At 53.4% G+C, this 16,510-nt stretch carries 18 protein-coding genes; 4 read left to right on the top strand and 14 right to left on the bottom strand.

The features are described 5' to 3' along the window. Positions 1-32: 32 nt before the first annotated feature. Positions 33-1,145: a PP2C family protein-serine/threonine phosphatase gene (locus tag EVJ22_RS01160; protein ID WP_071397679.1), complete on the bottom strand. Its 1,113-nt coding sequence runs from the start codon at positions 1,143-1,145 to the stop codon at positions 33-35. 161 nt (positions 1,146-1,306) lie between these two features. Between EVJ22_RS01160 and ytzI the strand changes: the two genes are divergently transcribed. Beyond that, positions 1,307-1,474 (top strand): YtzI protein, encoded by a 168-nt coding sequence (ytzI, locus tag EVJ22_RS01165; protein ID WP_131439801.1) that lies wholly within the window; start codon positions 1,307-1,309, stop codon positions 1,472-1,474. 27 nt (positions 1,475-1,501) lie between these two features. Here ytzI and EVJ22_RS01170 read toward each other — a convergent pair whose 3' ends face one another. Then, positions 1,502-3,628, bottom strand: coding sequence for a DNA topoisomerase III (locus EVJ22_RS01170; RefSeq protein ID WP_131442925.1), 2,127 nt, complete (start codon positions 3,626-3,628; stop codon positions 1,502-1,504). A gap of 128 nt (positions 3,629-3,756) precedes the next feature. On the opposite strand from EVJ22_RS01170, the gene EVJ22_RS01175 reads away from it, so the two are divergent. Next, a complete protein-coding gene (locus tag EVJ22_RS01175; protein ID WP_233589553.1) occupies positions 3,757-4,626 on the top strand; it encodes a DMT family transporter in 870 nt (289 codons plus the stop codon). On the opposite strand, the gene EVJ22_RS01180 is transcribed toward EVJ22_RS01175, so the two are convergent. The 3 genes from EVJ22_RS01180 to EVJ22_RS01190 form a co-directional block, all read right to left on the bottom strand. After that, positions 4,621-6,003 carry an MATE family efflux transporter gene (locus tag EVJ22_RS01180; RefSeq protein WP_131442929.1) on the bottom strand — a complete coding sequence of 461 codons (1,383 nt, stop codon included), beginning with the start codon at positions 6,001-6,003 and terminating at the stop codon, positions 4,621-4,623. The two genes, EVJ22_RS01175 and EVJ22_RS01180, sit on opposite strands and share 6 nt — an antisense overlap. A gap of 81 nt (positions 6,004-6,084) precedes the next feature. After that, on the bottom strand, positions 6,085-7,338 hold the full coding sequence (locus EVJ22_RS01185) for a peptidase U32 family protein (RefSeq protein ID WP_131442931.1): 1,254 nt from the start codon (positions 7,336-7,338) through the stop codon (positions 6,085-6,087). A gap of 10 nt (positions 7,339-7,348) precedes the next feature. Then, positions 7,349-8,251, bottom strand: a complete 903-nt coding sequence (locus EVJ22_RS01190) for a peptidase U32 family protein (RefSeq protein WP_131442933.1) — start codon at positions 8,249-8,251, stop codon at positions 7,349-7,351. Positions 8,252-8,400: 149 nt separating this feature from the next. Between EVJ22_RS01190 and EVJ22_RS01195 the strand changes: the two genes are divergently transcribed. Beyond that, entirely contained in the window at positions 8,401-9,195 is a 795-nt protein-coding gene (locus EVJ22_RS01195) for an SDR family NAD(P)-dependent oxidoreductase (protein WP_233589554.1), read from the top strand. Between the two features lie 59 nt (positions 9,196-9,254). On the opposite strand, the gene EVJ22_RS01200 is transcribed toward EVJ22_RS01195, so the two are convergent. From EVJ22_RS01200 to rnz, 7 genes are read right to left on the bottom strand one after another with little or no spacing between them, the layout of a single operon-like run. After that, positions 9,255-9,581, bottom strand: a complete 327-nt coding sequence (locus tag EVJ22_RS01200; RefSeq protein ID WP_071397686.1) for a hypothetical protein — start codon at positions 9,579-9,581, stop codon at positions 9,255-9,257. A gap of 32 nt (positions 9,582-9,613) precedes the next feature. Next, positions 9,614-10,159, bottom strand: coding sequence for a hypothetical protein (locus EVJ22_RS01205; protein ID WP_071397687.1), 546 nt, complete (start codon positions 10,157-10,159; stop codon positions 9,614-9,616). Further along, a complete protein-coding gene (locus EVJ22_RS01210; RefSeq protein WP_071397688.1) occupies positions 10,132-11,094 on the bottom strand; it encodes an ATP-binding cassette domain-containing protein in 963 nt (320 codons plus the stop codon). Before EVJ22_RS01210 ends, EVJ22_RS01205 begins: the two co-directional genes overlap by 28 nt. Next, positions 11,054-11,731 (bottom strand): hypothetical protein, encoded by a 678-nt coding sequence (locus tag EVJ22_RS01215; RefSeq protein ID WP_071397689.1) that lies wholly within the window; start codon positions 11,729-11,731, stop codon positions 11,054-11,056. Before EVJ22_RS01215 ends, EVJ22_RS01210 begins: the two co-directional genes overlap by 41 nt. Continuing rightward, complete coding sequence (locus EVJ22_RS01220; RefSeq protein WP_233589555.1) at positions 11,709-12,104, bottom strand: DUF4430 domain-containing protein; 396 nt, start codon at positions 12,102-12,104, stop codon at positions 11,709-11,711. Before EVJ22_RS01220 ends, EVJ22_RS01215 begins: the two co-directional genes overlap by 23 nt. A gap of 14 nt (positions 12,105-12,118) precedes the next feature. Continuing rightward, entirely contained in the window at positions 12,119-13,009 is an 891-nt protein-coding gene (locus tag EVJ22_RS01225; RefSeq protein WP_071397691.1) for a hypothetical protein, read from the bottom strand. Position 13,010: 1 nt separating this feature from the next. Next, positions 13,011-13,916, bottom strand: a complete 906-nt coding sequence (gene rnz / locus EVJ22_RS01230) for a ribonuclease Z (RefSeq protein ID WP_071397692.1) — start codon at positions 13,914-13,916, stop codon at positions 13,011-13,013. Between the two features lie 74 nt (positions 13,917-13,990). Between rnz and EVJ22_RS15530 the strand changes: the two genes are divergently transcribed. Then, complete coding sequence (locus EVJ22_RS15530) at positions 13,991-14,164, top strand: hypothetical protein (RefSeq protein ID WP_173647369.1); 174 nt, start codon at positions 13,991-13,993, stop codon at positions 14,162-14,164. Positions 14,165-14,209: 45 nt separating this feature from the next. Here the strand turns inward: EVJ22_RS15530 and EVJ22_RS01235 are convergent, their stop codons facing one another. Then, positions 14,210-15,340 (bottom strand): M20/M25/M40 family metallo-hydrolase, encoded by a 1,131-nt coding sequence (locus EVJ22_RS01235; protein WP_131442937.1) that lies wholly within the window; start codon positions 15,338-15,340, stop codon positions 14,210-14,212. Positions 15,341-15,511: 171 nt separating this feature from the next. Next, a complete protein-coding gene (locus tag EVJ22_RS01240) occupies positions 15,512-16,510 on the bottom strand; it encodes an aromatic acid exporter family protein (RefSeq protein WP_071397694.1) in 999 nt (332 codons plus the stop codon).

Raw genomic sequence — 16,510 nt, forward strand, 5'->3', positions numbered from 1 at the left:
CGTCACGAGCGACGGTCTCATCCTTTTGTCGTTTAAGTAAGCTTTACCGTGACGAGGCACAAGTCGTCGTCAATCTCGATTTTCGGGACGAGCCGTTCGGCAACGTGACGGGAATAATCTAAGCCGTACGTGGCGATGTCTTTTTCAAGCCAACGGATGCCGTCATCGATGTCTTTGCTGTAACATTCCATCAGTCCGTCCGTATACATATGCAGGACCATACCTGGCGTGATCTTGATTTCTTTGGATTCATAGTTCGGTTCCTCGAACATGCCGACCGGCACTCCAGTCGTCTCGAGACGAGTCATCCCTTCCGGAGACGTCACGATCACAGGCGGATGGCCGGCATTGACGTACTCGATGCGTTGATTCGTCGTATCGATGTAACAATAGACGGCCGTGAAATAACTTTGCATATCGTCGCCTGAAAACAGGAACGTCATCTGTCGGTTCAGTTCGGTCATGACGTCGACCGGGTACTGGACGTTGGCGACAAGGCCCGGCAAGATCGAGCGGATTCCCATCGTGATCAAGGCTGAAGACACACCGTGACCCATCACGTCGAAGATGATGACGCCGTAACGATCAGGCGCGACTTGGAACCAGGCGTACATGTCACCCGCCAATTTTTTAGATGGCAGGTACAGCGCCCTCATATCGATTTCCGCGCTACTGATTGGTGGGGTCAGTGCGCTCTGCTGAATCTTTTGGGCCAAATCCAGGTCATATTGGAGACGCGCCTCATATTTTTTCCGTTCATCGACGGCCGCTTTGTAACGAAGCGCCGAGCGAATCCGGGCGAGGAGTTCGGTGATCTTGATCGGTTTCGTCGTATAGTCGGACGCTTCAGCGTCTAGCCCTTCGGCAATTTGCTTCTCTTCGGTCCGGCCCGACACCATGATTACCGGCAGTTCTTCATATCCTGTCATTTGTCGAATCCGTTTGCACGTTTCAATCCCTGAGATGCCCGGCATCTCGACATCGAGCAGGACGAGGTCATACAGCGACGGGGCTTGCGGGTCCATGAGGAGCGCGAGAGCATCTTCACCACTTGAGACCGAGACCGTCTCATAATCGTGTTGATGCAATAATTGTTCGAGAACCATCGTATTGACCGGTTCGTCGTCGACAATCAAAATCGCCATAGTCATCCCTACCTTCTCTGTCAGTGTTCTTCTATACGTTATTGTATCATATCTAATCAAGAGACCAACCATTTCAAACCTGTAACAGTTGTGAGAGACTCAAACATGGAGAACGTCTCAGATTTTTGTCATACTAAAAGAAAGAAAGCGAGGAATGCGCTATGGGATGGATATTTGCCGTGAGCGGATTGATTATTTTACTCGTCTTGGTCGCCTCTGTCGTCGTCATCCAAAAAGGATACGCCTACAAAGACAACAAAGACGACATCGTCCTCGATTACGATGAGATCAATCGCCGCATCACCGAACAAGATCAGCAGGACAAATAGAGCCATCCACGACGGATGGCTCTATTTTTATTTGAATTCGAAACGGAGCGCCCCTTTTTCAAGGTAGAGCGTGGCATCAAACGTCTTATCGCCTTTTTTGAACGCATGAACATTTGACTGCCCGCCGTTGATCATCTGTTTCAGTTCATCTTTCGCGAGTCCGACGCCGAGCACTTGTTTTGACACGGTGAATTTGCACCCTTCGCGGTAGCCGCTGCAACCGATGAACTTCGGATGCTCGACGAGTCCTTTTCCACAGCTCGGACAGACGCCAAACGACGCTTTTGGCCGCGAGGCAGATTTCTTCCCGAATCGTCTCGGTTCAATCGTATAGCCTTCCGGATTCGCCGCCGCGACTCTCGCTTTGGCTTCTTCGACGAGATGAATCGACATCTTTTTCGCCTGGTCGATGAATTCGGCCGCAGACGCAGACGCCTGTCCGATCTCATGGAGCCGCTTCTCCCATTTCGCGGTCATGGCCGGCGAGGCGAGAATGCTGTCGCCGAGCACATCGATCAAAAGACGACCTTTATCGGTCGGAACGAGCTCTTTCTTTTGAAGTTCAACATAACCCCGCTTCTTCAAGCCGTCGATTATGTTCGCCCGAGTCGCTTCCGTGCCGAGCCCCTCGACTTCTTTCATGATATGGATCAGTTCCTCGTCGTCGAGCTGTTTCCCGGCGACTTTCATCGCCATGATGAGCGCGCCTTCCGTATACCGTTTTGGAGGCTCTGTCTGTTTCGATAACACTTCGACTTTCTTTTCAGTCAACGGCTCACCGGTTGTCAGCACCGGAAGCTCGACGTCTTTTGACTTCATCTCGACGACTTGACGGTACCCGGGGCTGACAACGACCGTCCCTTTTGCCCGGTATAAGTCTTCCCCGTCCATCAAGTCGACGGTCGTCTTCTCAAGTTTGGCCGGGGGGGCGAACGCTGCGAGAAAGCGGCGGTTGATCAAGTCATACAGCTTCGCCTCATCCCCGCTGAGTCGACCCACATCGCCGCACGCTTCGGTCGGAATGATCGCATAGTGATCGCTCACTTTTTTCGCGTTGACGTAGCGGCTGTTCCGGGACGGGTTCTCGGTCAACACGTCAGCGAGTCCAGCATATGCCGCAGACTTCAACAGCCGTGCTTTCGTTTGGGGGAACAGCGTTGCCTCGTCCGGCGTCACGAAACTGGAATCGGTCCGTGGATAACTGATCCACCCTTTCGTGTACAGCTTCTGGGCGATATCGAGCGTCTTCTTCGCCCCGAAACCAAAGCGTTTGCCGGCCTCGGCCTGGAGACCCGATAAGCTGAACCAGAACGGTGGGTGTTCCGTCTTGTCTTCCTTATCAATCGACCGTACGACCGCCGTTCCGGTCGATCGGTCGACGACCGCGTCAGCTTGTTCACGCGTCTTCAACTTCGTCGTCTTGCCGAGCGTATATTTCGCTTTGAACGTGCCCCGTCCTTTTTGGAGCGTCGCTTCGACCTCGAAATAAAGCTCCGGGACGAACTGTTTGATCTCACGCTCCCGATTGACGATCAAGGCGAGCGTCGGCGTCTGGACGCGTCCGAGCGAGAATACGTCTTCAATCCCGATCGTCTTTAACAGCGTCGTATACGCTCTTGATGCGTTCATGCCGACGAGCCAGTCGGCACAGGCGCGGCTCATCGCCTCGTGGTAATACGGAATCGTCTGGTCACCAGGCAACAGCTGGGCGAAACCGCGATCGACCGCCTGCTCGGTCAAACTCGAGATCCATAAGCGCTCGAGCGGTTTTTTGTTGCCCGCGAGCCTCAAGATGAGGCGAACGATCGCCTCCCCTTCCCGCTCGGCGTCAGAAGCGATGATGACGTCCGTGATCGAGCGGTCGTGGAGCCATTTTTTGATTGTCTGGAACGGCTTCGACTTGCCCTTCGAGATGCGATAGTCGAACCGGTCTGGGACAATCGGAAGTGATTCATACTTCCAAGACTTCCACTCCGGGCGGTAATGGGACGGCTCTTGGAGTTCACATAAGTGCCCGACTGCCCAGACGACGATGGCACCTTCCGGGAAACGAGGGCATGCCGCGATTTCAATCTCGTCTTTTCTCTTTTTTGATGGATACGGCGCCGCCAGCTTTTGTGCCTGCGACGGTTTCTCCGCAATGATTAGTCTCATGTGATCCCTACTTTCGTTGTCGTTCGAACGATCTCGTCGGAACGGACACTTCCGAAAAATAATGTTTTTTTTCGTATGTTTCATTATATCATTAGAGGAATATGTACAAAACCAAAGGGGGATGCCTGTTGTCTTATTTAATTTTATTTGCCGCCGTCTTTTTCCTGTCGACAAGCGTCTTGTTCGTCAAATGGACGTCCGCTCCGGCAGAGACGGCCGCATTCTACCGCATGCTGTTCTCAAGCCTCATGTTATTGCCGTTTCTCGATTACCGCTCGCTCTTATCGTTACGCTCGAACACCCGCTACGCGATCTTGCTCAGCGGGACGCTCCTCGCCTTCCATTTCTGGCTCTGGTTTTTATCGCTCGACTACACGACCGTCGCGAGTTCGACGTTGTTCGTGACGTCGAGCCCGATTTTCGTCCTTATCGGGAACGCCCTGTTCTTTAAAAAACATCCGACCCGAATAGGTTTGGCGTTTGCACTCGTCGCCGTCCTCGGCGGCATGCTCGTCGCGGCCGGTGATATCCAAATCGGTCGCGACGCGCTCTACGGGGATTTGCTCGCGCTTGTCGCCGCCTTGTTGATCGCCGGTTACTGGCTCGTCGGTCAACACATTCGGACCGAGATGAAGACGAACGACTACTCGTTCAGCGTCTATCTCGTCGCCACGTTCGTTCTCGGTTTCATGTTGCTCGTTCGGGACACGACGTTCGTCGGCTTCGAAGCGGTGAATTGGTGGTATTTCATCGCCCTCGCTTTCTTCCCGACGCTCCTCGGCCATAACTTGTTCAACTACGCCCTCGCCCGCGTCAGCGCGACCGTCGTCAGCATCACCATCCTCGGCGAGGCGCTCTGGGGCATGCTATTTGGCTTCGTCTTCTTCGAGGAACGGCTCGGCGTGATGCAATGGATCGGCGCGGCCGTCCTTCTCGGTGGGATTTACTTGTTCCTAAAAGAAGACGCCCGTTCAACAAGAACGGACGTCGTTTCATAAATTGGTCGCTTTCGCTTCTACCTCGTCTTCTGACGGACGGAATAGCAGTTTCCGGTCCCAAATCGCCATGCCGACCGCTGTCAGGAAGGTCAAGCCGTCGGCGATCGGGAAGGCGAGCCAAACACCAAACACACCGAAGAAGTTCGGTAAGATAAACACGAGCGGAATCGTAAAGAGCGTCTGTCGAGACAACGACAAGAACATCGCGACCCGGGCTTTCCCGAGTGATTGATAGATGCCGTTGACAAGCATTTGGACGCTTGTTAAGAACGAGACAGCGAATAAGACATGAATCGCCGTCACCCCTTCAGCAATCAAGTTCGCGTCGGACGTGAACATGCGCATGAGCGGTTCCGGGAAAAGCTGGAGCGTCAGCCAGATGAAGACCGCAATCGCGATTCCGGCCCGTAGCGCCGTCCAAATCGTCTCGCGCATCCGCTCGAACTGTCGCGCCCCGAAGTTATAGCCGACTATCGGTTGCATGCCTTGGACGATGCCCATGATCGGCATCCCGACGAGCGCCATGAACTTATTCAAAATGGCGAACGTGGCCAATTCTTGGGTCCCACCATACGTCCCGAGCATGATGTTGACGAAGACGAACAAGATCGATTGCGACACCATCATGACGAACGAAGATGACCCGATTGCCATAATCTCCTTCAACTCGCCGAACCGGAGCCGAAACTTCCGCCATTGGAAGTCGAGCTCGGTCCGGCGATTTTTTGCGAAGAAGAAGCGTAACATGAGCACCGACCCGACGACTTGAGCGAGCGCCGTCGACCAGGCCGCCCCGTAAATGCCCCATCCGAACGTGAAGATGAACAGCGGCGTCGTCACCAAGTTGACGACGACGGTCGTGAGCATCACTTTCATCTGATAAGGTGCCTGTCCTTCGGCCCGCACCATCGCGCTCGCCGCGAGCGTGAACATGAAGAACGGCGAACTGATCAGTGTGACCGATAAGTATTGACGACTCAATTCCATGATCTCCGACGTCGCCCCGAACACAGTCAAGATCGAATCGAGCATGAAGATGGCCGAACTGACCGCGAACGCGGCGAACACGCCAACGAGCACGAGCACGTTCATGAACGTGACGGCGGCACCGGCGTCATCTCCTTTGCCGAGTTTCCGCGAACTGATTGAGGCCCCACCGAGACCGACCGCACTCGAGACGGCCATTAGAATCATTTGAATCGGGAACGCGATCCCGATCGCGGCCACGGCAGCAGGGCCGATGCCACGCGAGACGAAAATCGTGTCAATTATATTATAGAGCGCTGTCACCAGCATACCGATCATCGCCGGCAGCGACAGCTTGAACAGCAGGCGTCCGATCGGATCGGTCCGGAGTTGCTCCGTGTTCTGATTCATCCTTCCATCCCCTTTTTCGTATATGTTAATAGGGTAGCAAGATTGGATGGAACGGTCGACTATGTTGCCTTGACGGATGTGTCAACGGGCACTCGAAGCGGGAACTTTCACTGCTGCCACTTTTCGTTTTCGCATGATGAAGTCGGTCGCGACAGGTTGGTCGACTTTGACGCGTACCGTCATCATCGCCTGGTTCGCCGTCTCGAGCGGCATCCCGGTCTCATCGAACAACTCGTCGATCCGTTGCGTGAAGCGGACGAATCCGGGACCAAAGAATTCGACTTCTTCTCCGCGGCGGAAATGGTTACGCTGCTCGAGCGTCGCCATGCCTGTCGACGCTTCATACGAGATGACGCGCGCTGCGAACGCATATTGCGGGATGGCGCGCGGTTTGCCGAACAATTGCTCGTTCTCGGTCGGGATGCCGTAATAGAAGCCGCTCGCGAGCTCCCGTTGCGCCGCTTTCCAAATCTCTTCTTCCCATGCCGGGTCGAAGACGAATCCTTCAGGATCCTCGCAGTAGGCGTCGATGACTTGACGATAGACGTTACAGACGGTCGCCACGTAATGGATCGACTTCATCCGTCCCTCGACTTTCAAGCTATCGACGCCGGCATCGACCAAATCGGGTATGTGCCGGACCATCGCAAGATCGACCGAACTCATCGAGAACGGTTCCTCATCGCGCGCTGCCATGTCGTCTGTCAACAACTCATCCGCCTCGAAGAAGCCGTATTTCCAGCGGCACGACTGGGCACAGCCGCCGCGGTTCGCATCGCGGAGCGCCATATGGTTCGACAGCGTGCAACGTCCCGAGTAGGAGATACACATTGCGCCATGGACGAACGCCTCGATCTCGACGTCGACTTGACGCTTCATCTCTTTGATTTCTTCCATCGACACTTCACGGGCGAGAACGATTCGCTCTAGTCCTTCCTCTTGCCAAAAACGGAGCGTCTCGTAGTTTGTCGCCGACGCCTGGGTCGACAAATGGACCGGAAGACCGGGCGCGTCCGTGAGACAGACCTCGATCATGGCCGGGTCCGAGACGATGACGGCGTCGATGCCGATGTCACGGAGTCGACAGAAGAAATCGCCCGCGCCATCGATATCCCCTTCATGGGTCACCATGTTCGCGGCGACATACACTTTCGCCCCGCGCTCGTGCGCGAATGCGACGCCTTCAGTCATCTCCTCGTATCCGAAGTTGCCGGCCCGCGAGCGGAGCCCGAACTGTTGACCACCGATAAAGACCGCATCGGCCCCGTAAAGAATCGCCATCTTTAATTTTTCTAAGTTTCCTGCCGGAGCTAGTAGTTCTGGACGTTTTTTCATCTTGATCCCCTCACTTGATCTCTTCTGGATTTCTTAACAGCAGTCCGGTCCCAAGCCGGAATTGTTCAGGTTGGAGTTCGGCGAGACGCCGTTCCATGAGCGTGCGGTCGAACTGGCCATTCAACAAATCCGACCGGGCTTTGTCGAACAGACGGACGATGTCGACGAACGCATCCCCGGCATGCCACCCATCGAGTTTCCACGTATGCAGTCCGCCTTTTAAGAGCACCGGCAATTGACCCATGAGCGTCAAATCTTCGGAGAAGACGTGCGTCCCATTGTCGTCTTGGTAGACGGGATAGCGACTGTCCGCATCAGACGGTTCGCTCATATAGTACTCGCGCGCTTCCGCGTCCCGTCTCGACCGACCGATCTCATTGAAATAGTTCGTCAATAGCGGTCGTTTCGAGTGATGGATACATGTTGGTCCGTACACTTGAACCTCGACGGGGAGCCCGATCTGCTGTTGAATCATCCCGAGTTCGGTCAGTGTCACTTCACGGGCCGCGACCGCCCCGATGGCGTCGCGCTTACCCCAAAATTGAATGTGTCGCGCCGACGTGACGAGCGTTTGAGCATCGTACCAATAGGGGATATTGGCATTACGGATCAAGCGGATCGCACCTGGATCGCCCGCCGTCACACTGTCGATCCCGATTTGCTTGAGCGCGTGTAAATAATCCGGCAACGCCTCGATTTGATTGTTATGCATCAAATTATTGACGGCAACCGTCACTTCTTTGCCGTAACGACGGGCGAGCGCTGTGACTTCTCTCACAGCCGGAAGCGACCAGTCACCTTTATGGCGTAAACCAAACGTCGACTCTCCGATATATAGACGGTCTGTCCCCGCCATGATCAGCGCCTCTGCTTGTTCGACGCTTTGTGCTGTAGTAACTAGCTGAATCATCATCTGTTTTTTCTCCTGACTTTGTGAGTCTAATCACATATTCTTGATATACTTTAGCACACGTTCAACCGTGTCGACGAAGCAGGAATTTAACAACTAGTGAAGAAATCAGTAACAATGTATGACTTTTTTAATTGAAGGAGTGGACGATTTTGACAAAAACAGCCTTGATTACCGGTGCCTCGACAGGCATCGGTCTAGACCTCGCCGTCTTAGCGGCCCGAGATGGATTCGACTGTATTCTCGTAGCTCGTAACGAGCCACGGTTACATGAACTCAAAAAAGTACTTGAAAAACGATACACGATTAACGTGCACGTGTTCGCCCTCGACTTATCTGAACACAACGCCGTGAAACGGTTGACGAACGCGATTGACGACGCCGGGCTCACGGTCGATTTTTTAATCAATAACGCTGGTTTCGGTACGGCCGGCGAGTTTATCGAACTCGATGCGGAAACCGAGGCTGAAGAGGTCAGGTTGAACGTCAACGCCTTGACCGAGTTGACGAAAGCGTACTTGCCTGACATGGTCGCCCACAATCACGGCTACGTCCTAAACGTCGCCTCTGTCGCCGCATTCCAGCCGGGACCGTATATGGCCGTCTATTACGCGACAAAAGCGTACGTCTTATCACTCACAGAAGCGCTCCATGCCGAGACGAAAGGCACAGGCGTAAACGTCAGCGTCCTTTGCCCGGGTCCGACCGACACCGGTTTCTTTAACCGGGCCGGCAGTGAAATGATGGTATCGAAAATGCCGTCTCATCTCGTCGCTTTCTTTGGTTATAAGGGCGTTATGAAAAATAAACGGGTCATCATCCCGGGCTTGTCGAACCAAGCGCTCGTCGGACTCGCGAAAATTATGCCGCGAGCGGTCAGTCTCGAAATTTTACGTCGCTTCCAAAAACCGACAGATGCCTCGGTCGAACAGCTCCCGACATCTTGAACCTAAAAAAGCAGAGCGACTCAAACGTTTGAGTCGCTCTGCTTTTTTAGTATAAGGAATCAGCCGCCATGGCGTGACAGCTGAATCAGACGTCGAATGAAGATAAAAGCTGGTATCACCGTCATGAGCGCCGTCGTGACGACGAGAGACCAGGCGAACACGGCTTCAAGTGTGACCGTTCGGGCTCGTAGCTCCTCGAGAAGATTGACGTCTTGAACGGATAAGACGATCATCAGTGCCGGCCAGACGCTAGAAGCGAGGATGCTCAACATCGCGTATCGTGTCTGAATGAGCCGACGCGACATCAGTAAGATATTGACGGCCATAAACAATAGTCCGATGAAGAGGAACAAACCGATCTCATACATATTGACGTATCCGCCCATGCTCAACCACCTCACTCGAGTAGTACTCATTTTTACCCGTCTTCTCGGACAAATATGCGAACGAATAAATCATGTAGGACGATCAAAAAGAAGACGTTTGCGATTCCATGCGCCAAATCGAACGGCAAGCTAAGGATGAGCAATTTGATAAAGTCGGCTCCAATCACTTCCGCGAACGACAAGTTCGCCGTCCAGCCGAATAAAAAACCAGAGCCGAGACCAATTGACCAAAGTAATAGTCGCGACCGCAACAAGACCGGTCGTAACAAGTAAACGAGCGTGATCACGAGCAGCCAACCGAGAAACTGGTACAAAACGAACGGACCAAGGCCGAGTAAAAGCCCAGATAAAATCGGGACGAATAAAGCGAGCATGCCTGCACTCGTCCATCCAAAATAGAGCGCGGTCAGCATCAATAGTGCGGTCGTCGGTTGCACGTTCGGGATCGCCATGAAAAGCCACCGCCCGATGACGGCGAGCGCAAGAAGCTGCGTCAATACAGAAATAGGTGACTTCGTCCGCTCAAACTTCGACAAGAGTGCGAACGCGATTATGAGGGCGAGGACGTAAGTGACCATAACGCACTCCGATCCATGTACTGTTCGCGCGTGCCGTCAAAAACGACCGCTCCGCTCGCCATACATAAGACATGACCTGCCGCCGCAATCAAGCGTTCATCGTGGGTCGCACATAAAATACGCGCCGTCTCGGCTTTTTGTACGATTGCCGCAACGAAGGCGTCTCGTTCGTTCTCCGACAGTCCGACCGTCGGCTCGTCGAGGACGATGAGTGACGACGTGGACGCGAGTACCGCCTGCAACTGTTCGACCCGTCGATTCAACGATTTTGGGAACGGCCCGTACTCGGGGTCTGCCGGAAGATAGAGCGGCCGCTCTGATAACTTCACTTTCCCGTATAGCGGACGCAGACTCTTCGCCATCAGTTCTAGGAGTGTCGACTTGCCACTGCCGTTCGTCCCGATGCACACCGTTAACCCTGGTCCGTCAGACCGGTACGACACGTGTTCGACCGCGTAGGCGGGTTGCAACGGATGGCGATAGGACACGTCTTTGACGTTAATCGATGCTTCACTAGACGACTTTACGACCGTGAACGCATGTGTTGCACCGCCTTCACGCGACCGGTCCGTATAAGCGACGCTAATCCCGAGCTGTCCTAGCCGCCGAAGCAGCATCGACAAGTGTTCGCTTCGGAATCGATCGAGATAACGGAACGGCTCGATGAGAACGAGCGCATCGGGATTTTCGCCGAGCACGTGAGCGATTCGAACGAGTTGTTGTTCTCCGCTCGAGCATTCATCAAATCGTTTTTTGGACAGATGATCGATTTGCAAGAGAGCTGCCAGTTCGGCGCCGCGCATCGCATCATCACCGGCGAGCAGTGAGGCGACCGAACCAGCGAGCGGGTCATCGAGATTGACGATGTGGGCCCGCTCTGAAGCGACCCACTCCTCAATTGGCTGACGTCCGTGCTCTGAGGATAACCAACGCATCTCGCACACCTCCTTTCGTCAAATACGGGTAAAGCAACCAGATGAGTGGTGACCACTTAAGCGCCGCCACAAAACAACTAAACAAGATGAACAGATGAACGAGATCATCACCTTGGAATGGACGTAAGCGCGGCAACGCGTAAACGGGTTCACGGCGCTGGCTGTCAATCCCGACGACGATCGCTTCTCGCCAGTCTTGTCGCTGGTGACTGCGAAGCGACAAACGGATGGCCCGTTCCATCGACGGGACGAGCGCCCAAGCGCCGTACAGCAACCGGGTCGATTGCGGAAAGCGTCGCAAGAGCGGCAATAGCCGTTCTAATCGCATGAAACGGCTCGCCCAAACCATTCCGAATAAAAACGTCGCCAAGCGGACAATTTGGTCGCTGAGCGCACGGATGGAGACGTCCCACTGGAGCAAGATCGGTGCGAGCGAGATCAGCGCGAACGCGACGAGCAGACCGAGCATCGCGACGGGAAAGCGCCGCTCCAACAGTAACAACAAGACCAGCCCGGCGAGCAGACTTAACGAACCGTTCACATGGATCAAGACGTACAGATGGACGAGTAGAAAGAAAAGGAGCGTGACAGCATGTCTACGCTCCCAATCCGCCTCATTCGAAGAAAGAAATCGCATCTTCTTCAAACCGCCATTGGATGATGTCGGTGGACTCGACTTCTTTCGCAGCCGCCCCTTCATCGCCAGGGCTTCCGTTAAAGGCGTACACCCAACCAGATGACTGACCGGCCGATTTTTCTTGAATCCCGTCGATTGCCGTGACGTAGGTCATCTCCCCGCTTCCGACCGAATCAATCGGCAATTCTGTCGCCTTGAGGGCATCGAGCACTGTCGAGCCATCCTCTAGGCAGACACTTTTCTCATGGTACAACGTCTCTTCTGTCGACGCGTCGTAAACGGAAATCGTCGGTTCGACGTCACAAGACTCACTTTGTCCGTTCGATGTCTCTTCTCCAGCACAAGCTGCCAATAAAGGTATCATCATACCCATGATGAGCAATTTTTTCATTGATCCGTCAAATCCTCTCGTTGGTGGATGGAGTAGTTGTAAAGAATCGTATATTTTTCGCCTGTTGTTCTGCCTTCACGGGTCAAACCGGTCAATTGAATACTGTTGGCGAGCACGGGTTCCCGCTGAAGCCAGAATTTGACGATTCGTCCGTCCCGGTTGATCATGAGCATCGCTTCGTTCTCGAACGTGTACATGTCGTACAGTCCGTCAAATGAGAGCTGCAAGAGCGGTGCCTCGACTTGTTTGGCAAAGTCTTCCCACGCTGTCCCCCGTACGGCTTCGATCACGTGTTCGAAGTCGACGAGCTTCTCGAAAAAGGCTCGACCGGAACTTTTGTTCATCTCATCGACTTGACGATATTCAAGTTCCCCTGAGTCGTCATAGTTGATGCGGATTTGCTGGAACGAGCTGTTGCGTTCGACCATGAGCAAATACTCGAGTGATTGCAGTTCACCGTCCCGGTCGACAATCATCTTGCTGCGATCGAGCTTGATCACCTCGCCGTTGATCCGGCGTAAAATCGTATCTGTCATCCGGTCGAACGACTCGTCTTGCACCGACACCGGCCCGATTTGTTGAGATTCGGCCCGGAATTCAGATTGGTCGAACAAAGGTACGAACAGTAAAACGATAAAGAAGAAGAAGCCGACGAGCGCCCCGTACCATTTATACCGGCTGTTTCGTTTCGGAAAGAACAAGAATGACATCAGAAATCCGATTGGGATATGAAACCCGCCGATCGGAAACGAAACAATTCCGAGTAACGAGTAGAATAAGAATTTCGCGAAAAAATTTGGTTCTGGCTCTTTCAACTGATTCAATCTTACACCTAGCAACAGGCTGATGACGATGAAACCCAGCCAAACGTATAGTTGTATTGTCACATCAATCCCCCACTATAAACTCGGAAAAATCGGTTGCCACATGGCTATCCGCAAACCCAGACACGACCTCGTCCTCAAATTCTGCCTCTCGGCCTTGGTAGCGGGCTGAGATATGGGTGACGATCAAGCGGCCCGCGCCCGCCTTGTTCGCGAGCATTGCGGCTTCGACAGTCGTCGAATGACCATATTGTCTCGCAAGTTTTGACTCCCCTTGCATAAACGTCGCCTCGTGGACGAGGACGTCGGCAGCTCGTGCGAGCACGAATGCGTTCTCGCACGGAGTCGTATCCCCTAAGATGGCAACGATCGCACCGCGGACCGATTCTGTGACGTATTCTTTAGACGCGTATGTTTTCCCTGCAAATTCAAACGTGTCCGCTTGTTTGATTGTCCGATAGATGGGACCGCTCGGAATACCGAGTGCTCTCACCTTGTCGACGAGAAGCGTCCCCGGACGCGCCGGTGCCTCGATGCGAAACCCGTAAGATGGAAAGCGATGCGCGAGCTTCCGCACCGTGACGAGATGACCGTCTTGCTCGAACGTGTCCCCGTCCTCATATTCGACAATCGTCAGGTCATAGCCTAAATATGAACCGGTCAGTTTCAACGTCAGCTCGAGCCATTGCTTGATGCCACGCGGCCCGTACAGTGTGAGCGGACCTTTTCCGTCAAGGGCGGAACGCGTCGATAAGAAACCTGGCAACCCGAAGACATGGTCCCCGTGTAGATGCGTGATCCAAACGGCCGATACTTTTCGCGGTTTGATCGCGGTATGGAGAATCTGGTGCTGGGTCGCCTCCCCGCAATCGATCAGCCACGTCTGTTTAGGCAATGTGAGCGCGAGCCCGGAAACGTTCCGTTGTTTCGAGGGCATGCCTGACCCAGTTCCTAAAAAATGTAACTTCATAAATATATTTGTCCTTTCTGCTAGCCTAATCCATGCTATACTTGAGTCACTCGTTGAAAAGGATGTGATCCGTGATGAATAAAGTTGAACATTCCGACGCTTTGTATGAAGTGATTCGGGAGCGAGCGACTTCAATGAATCGCAAACACCAACAAGAAGCTGGCACCTCGATCCGAATTCACGACATAGCGACCGAACTTCACTGCTCAGACGAACTCGTCTTAGAATCGTTGGAGTTCGCCGCATAAACACACGAACACATAGGAAGAGCCGACTTAGCGTCGGCTCTTTTTTTAGTTTGTTTCCCGTGTTGCGACTTGCTCTACAATTTCAACAACGAGTTCAATCAACTTATACAGTTCGACGAGCGGCATGCGTTCGTTCGTCGTATGGATTTCTTCATACCCGACAGCAAGGTTGACCGTCGGAATGCCTCCACCGGCGATCACGTTCGCATCTGAGCCCCCGCCCGAATGAAGGATACGAATCGGACGTCCAATCGCTGTCGCGGCTGACTTCGCCACTTCGACGACCTCGTCGCCTTCTTCGAACTTGAAGCCCGGGTACATGATGTCAATCTCGACTTCGGCACGACCGCCGTGCGTCTCAGCCGCTTCAATATACGCTTGCTTCATCGCTTCGGCTTGCGCTTCCATCTTATCATGGATAAGCGAACGAGCCTCGGCGAGCACTTCGACGTAATCACAGACGATATTCGTCGCACGTCCGCCTTCGAAGCGTCCGATGTTAGCCGTCGTCTCTTCATCGATCCGGCCGAGCTTCATTTTTGCGATCGCTTTCGCTGCGATTTGAATCGCCGAGACGCCTTTTTCTGGGGCGACACCGGCGTGGGCCGTCTTCCCGTAAATTTTCGCGTTCACTTTTGCTTGGGTTGGAGCTGCCACGATAATATCGCCGACCGGTCCGTCCGAGTCGAGTGCGAAACCGAATTTCGCATCGATTTTCGAGAGGTCGAGCACTTTCGCACCGACGAGACCCGATTCTTCACCGACCGTGATCACGAACTGGATCCGACCGTGTGGGATTGCCTCCTCTTTCAAGACCCGAACGAGTTCGATCATCGCTGTAAGCCCCGTCTTGTCGTCGGCACCGAGAATCGTCGTCCCGTCCGTGACGATATAACCGTCTTTAATACTCGTTTTGATGCCTTTACCTGGTGTGACCGTATCCATGTGGGCCGTGAAGTAAATCGGGTCAACGCCCTGTTTCGTCGCAGCCAACGTGACGATAAGATTGTTTCCTGAATGCGCAGTTTTTGTCGATGCGTCGTCTTCGTAGACGTCACATCCGAGTTCTGTGAAGACCGACTTTAAATGCTCACAGATGACCGCTTCTTCTTTTGTCTCTGAATCGATGCTGACCAACTGTAAAAATGTGTCCAGCACACGTGTCTCGTTTACCATAAAAACATCCCTCCATCCAAACATTTCTTGGTTATTATAACAAACTCATGTCGTTTGCACGAACCTTTTCCATTCTGTACAATGAGGTCAAACACGTTTTGGAGGATTCTCATGAGAAAAAAACAACAAAAACGACAACGCATCATTCAAATCGGCGTCGTCGTCATCGTATCAATCTTCTTGCTTAGCACGTTTTTGTCGGGAATGGCCATGTTCCTGTAACAGGAGAATGTATCGTTCTTTCAAGATCAAGTAACTCTTTACATCTGACAAAATATTGAGCAGTGACGAGCGTACCTCAAATTCCTCACGCGATGTGGGGAGAGGTACGTTTTTTCGATAATGGTCGATGATCTCCTCGAGCTCGCGAAGAAACGCCGAGGCGTCAGCCTGCTCGTTGACGTTGTCGCCGACGCGGCGTAAAAATGTGGCGACGGGTTTCGCCTCATTGACGACCATCGTGATTTCCCGCGCATTATCAGCAATCCGCTTCAAAATGTCGTACTGGCGCTCGCGCATCCGGAAGTATAGATAGTCCATGTCTTCGTTGCGCTTCCCGATCGAGTTCCCCATCCGGCGGAGCGCCAAGTCTTTCCCGTTCTTTAAATAGTCACGCGTCTTCAACAGCATCATCGAATGGTTATTGTACACACCGGTCTCGACACAGGCTGCGACGTCATAGAAGTGGACCGCGAGCGCCCGGTTGATACTCTCTTTAATGCGCTCGATGTCTTTATCGAGCGTCGGCATGTACATGTTGACGACGAGTCCGACGCCAACCCCGATCGCGATCAACAGGAGTTCGTTCAAGAACAAGTCGAGTGAGAACCGTCCTTCGGTGTACAGATGGGTCAAGATGACGACACTTGTGATCATGCCGTCCTGCAGTTTGAGCTGTTGAACGAGCGGGATGAACATGACAAAATAAAGTGTGAGCGTCGCTGGAGAATAGCCGAGTAACGTGAACATCAACGCGCCCATCCCGATGGCGAGCAAACTTGCCATGACACGTTCATATGAGGCCCGAAATGACTTCTTGCGCGTCTCTTGGATGCTGAGGATGGCGATGATGGCCGCGAAGACGTAGTAATCGAGATGGATCGTCTCAGCGATGAGCATCGCGATCCCAGCCGCGACCGCCGTCTTTAACGTACGTGTACCAATTTTCAT

Origin of the sequence: Exiguobacterium sp. SH0S7, from assembly GCF_004337195.1 — a bacterium.
GTDB lineage: Bacteria > Bacillota > Bacilli > Exiguobacteriales > Exiguobacteriaceae > Exiguobacterium > Exiguobacterium aurantiacum_A.

Coding starts and splice junctions, on each gene's coding strand:
- EVJ22_RS01160 (WP_071397679.1), bottom strand. CDS start 1,145: ATGGCGATTTTGATTGTCGACGACGAACCGGTCAATACGATGGTTCTC.
- ytzI (WP_131439801.1), top strand. CDS start 1,307: ATGGGATGGATATTTGCCGTGAGCGGATTGATTATTTTACTCGTCTTG.
- EVJ22_RS01210 (WP_071397688.1), bottom strand. CDS start 11,094: ATGCGTTGGTTATCCTCAGAGCACGGACGTCAGCCAATTGAGGAGTGG.
- EVJ22_RS01180 (WP_131442929.1), bottom strand. CDS start 6,003: ATGAATCAGAACACGGAGCAACTCCGGACCGATCCGATCGGACGCCTG.
- EVJ22_RS01205 (WP_071397687.1), bottom strand. CDS start 10,159: ATGGTCACTTACGTCCTCGCCCTCATAATCGCGTTCGCACTCTTGTCG.
- EVJ22_RS01235 (WP_131442937.1), bottom strand. CDS start 15,340: ATGGTAAACGAGACACGTGTGCTGGACACATTTTTACAGTTGGTCAGC.
- EVJ22_RS01220 (WP_233589555.1), bottom strand. CDS start 12,104: ATGGGTATGATGATACCTTTATTGGCAGCTTGTGCTGGAGAAGAGACA.
- EVJ22_RS01170 (WP_131442925.1), bottom strand. CDS start 3,628: ATGAGACTAATCATTGCGGAGAAACCGTCGCAGGCACAAAAGCTGGCG.
- EVJ22_RS01185 (WP_131442931.1), bottom strand. CDS start 7,338: ATGAAAAAACGTCCAGAACTACTAGCTCCGGCAGGAAACTTAGAAAAA.
- EVJ22_RS15530 (WP_173647369.1), top strand. CDS start 13,991: ATGAATAAAGTTGAACATTCCGACGCTTTGTATGAAGTGATTCGGGAG.
- EVJ22_RS01200 (WP_071397686.1), bottom strand. CDS start 9,581: ATGGGCGGATACGTCAATATGTATGAGATCGGTTTGTTCCTCTTCATC.
- rnz (WP_071397692.1), bottom strand. CDS start 13,916: ATGAAGTTACATTTTTTAGGAACTGGGTCAGGCATGCCCTCGAAACAA.
- EVJ22_RS01190 (WP_131442933.1), bottom strand. CDS start 8,251: ATGATGATTCAGCTAGTTACTACAGCACAAAGCGTCGAACAAGCAGAG.
- EVJ22_RS01215 (WP_071397689.1), bottom strand. CDS start 11,731: ATGCGATTTCTTTCTTCGAATGAGGCGGATTGGGAGCGTAGACATGCT.
- EVJ22_RS01240 (WP_071397694.1), bottom strand. CDS start 16,510: ATGAAAATTGGTACACGTACGTTAAAGACGGCGGTCGCGGCTGGGATC.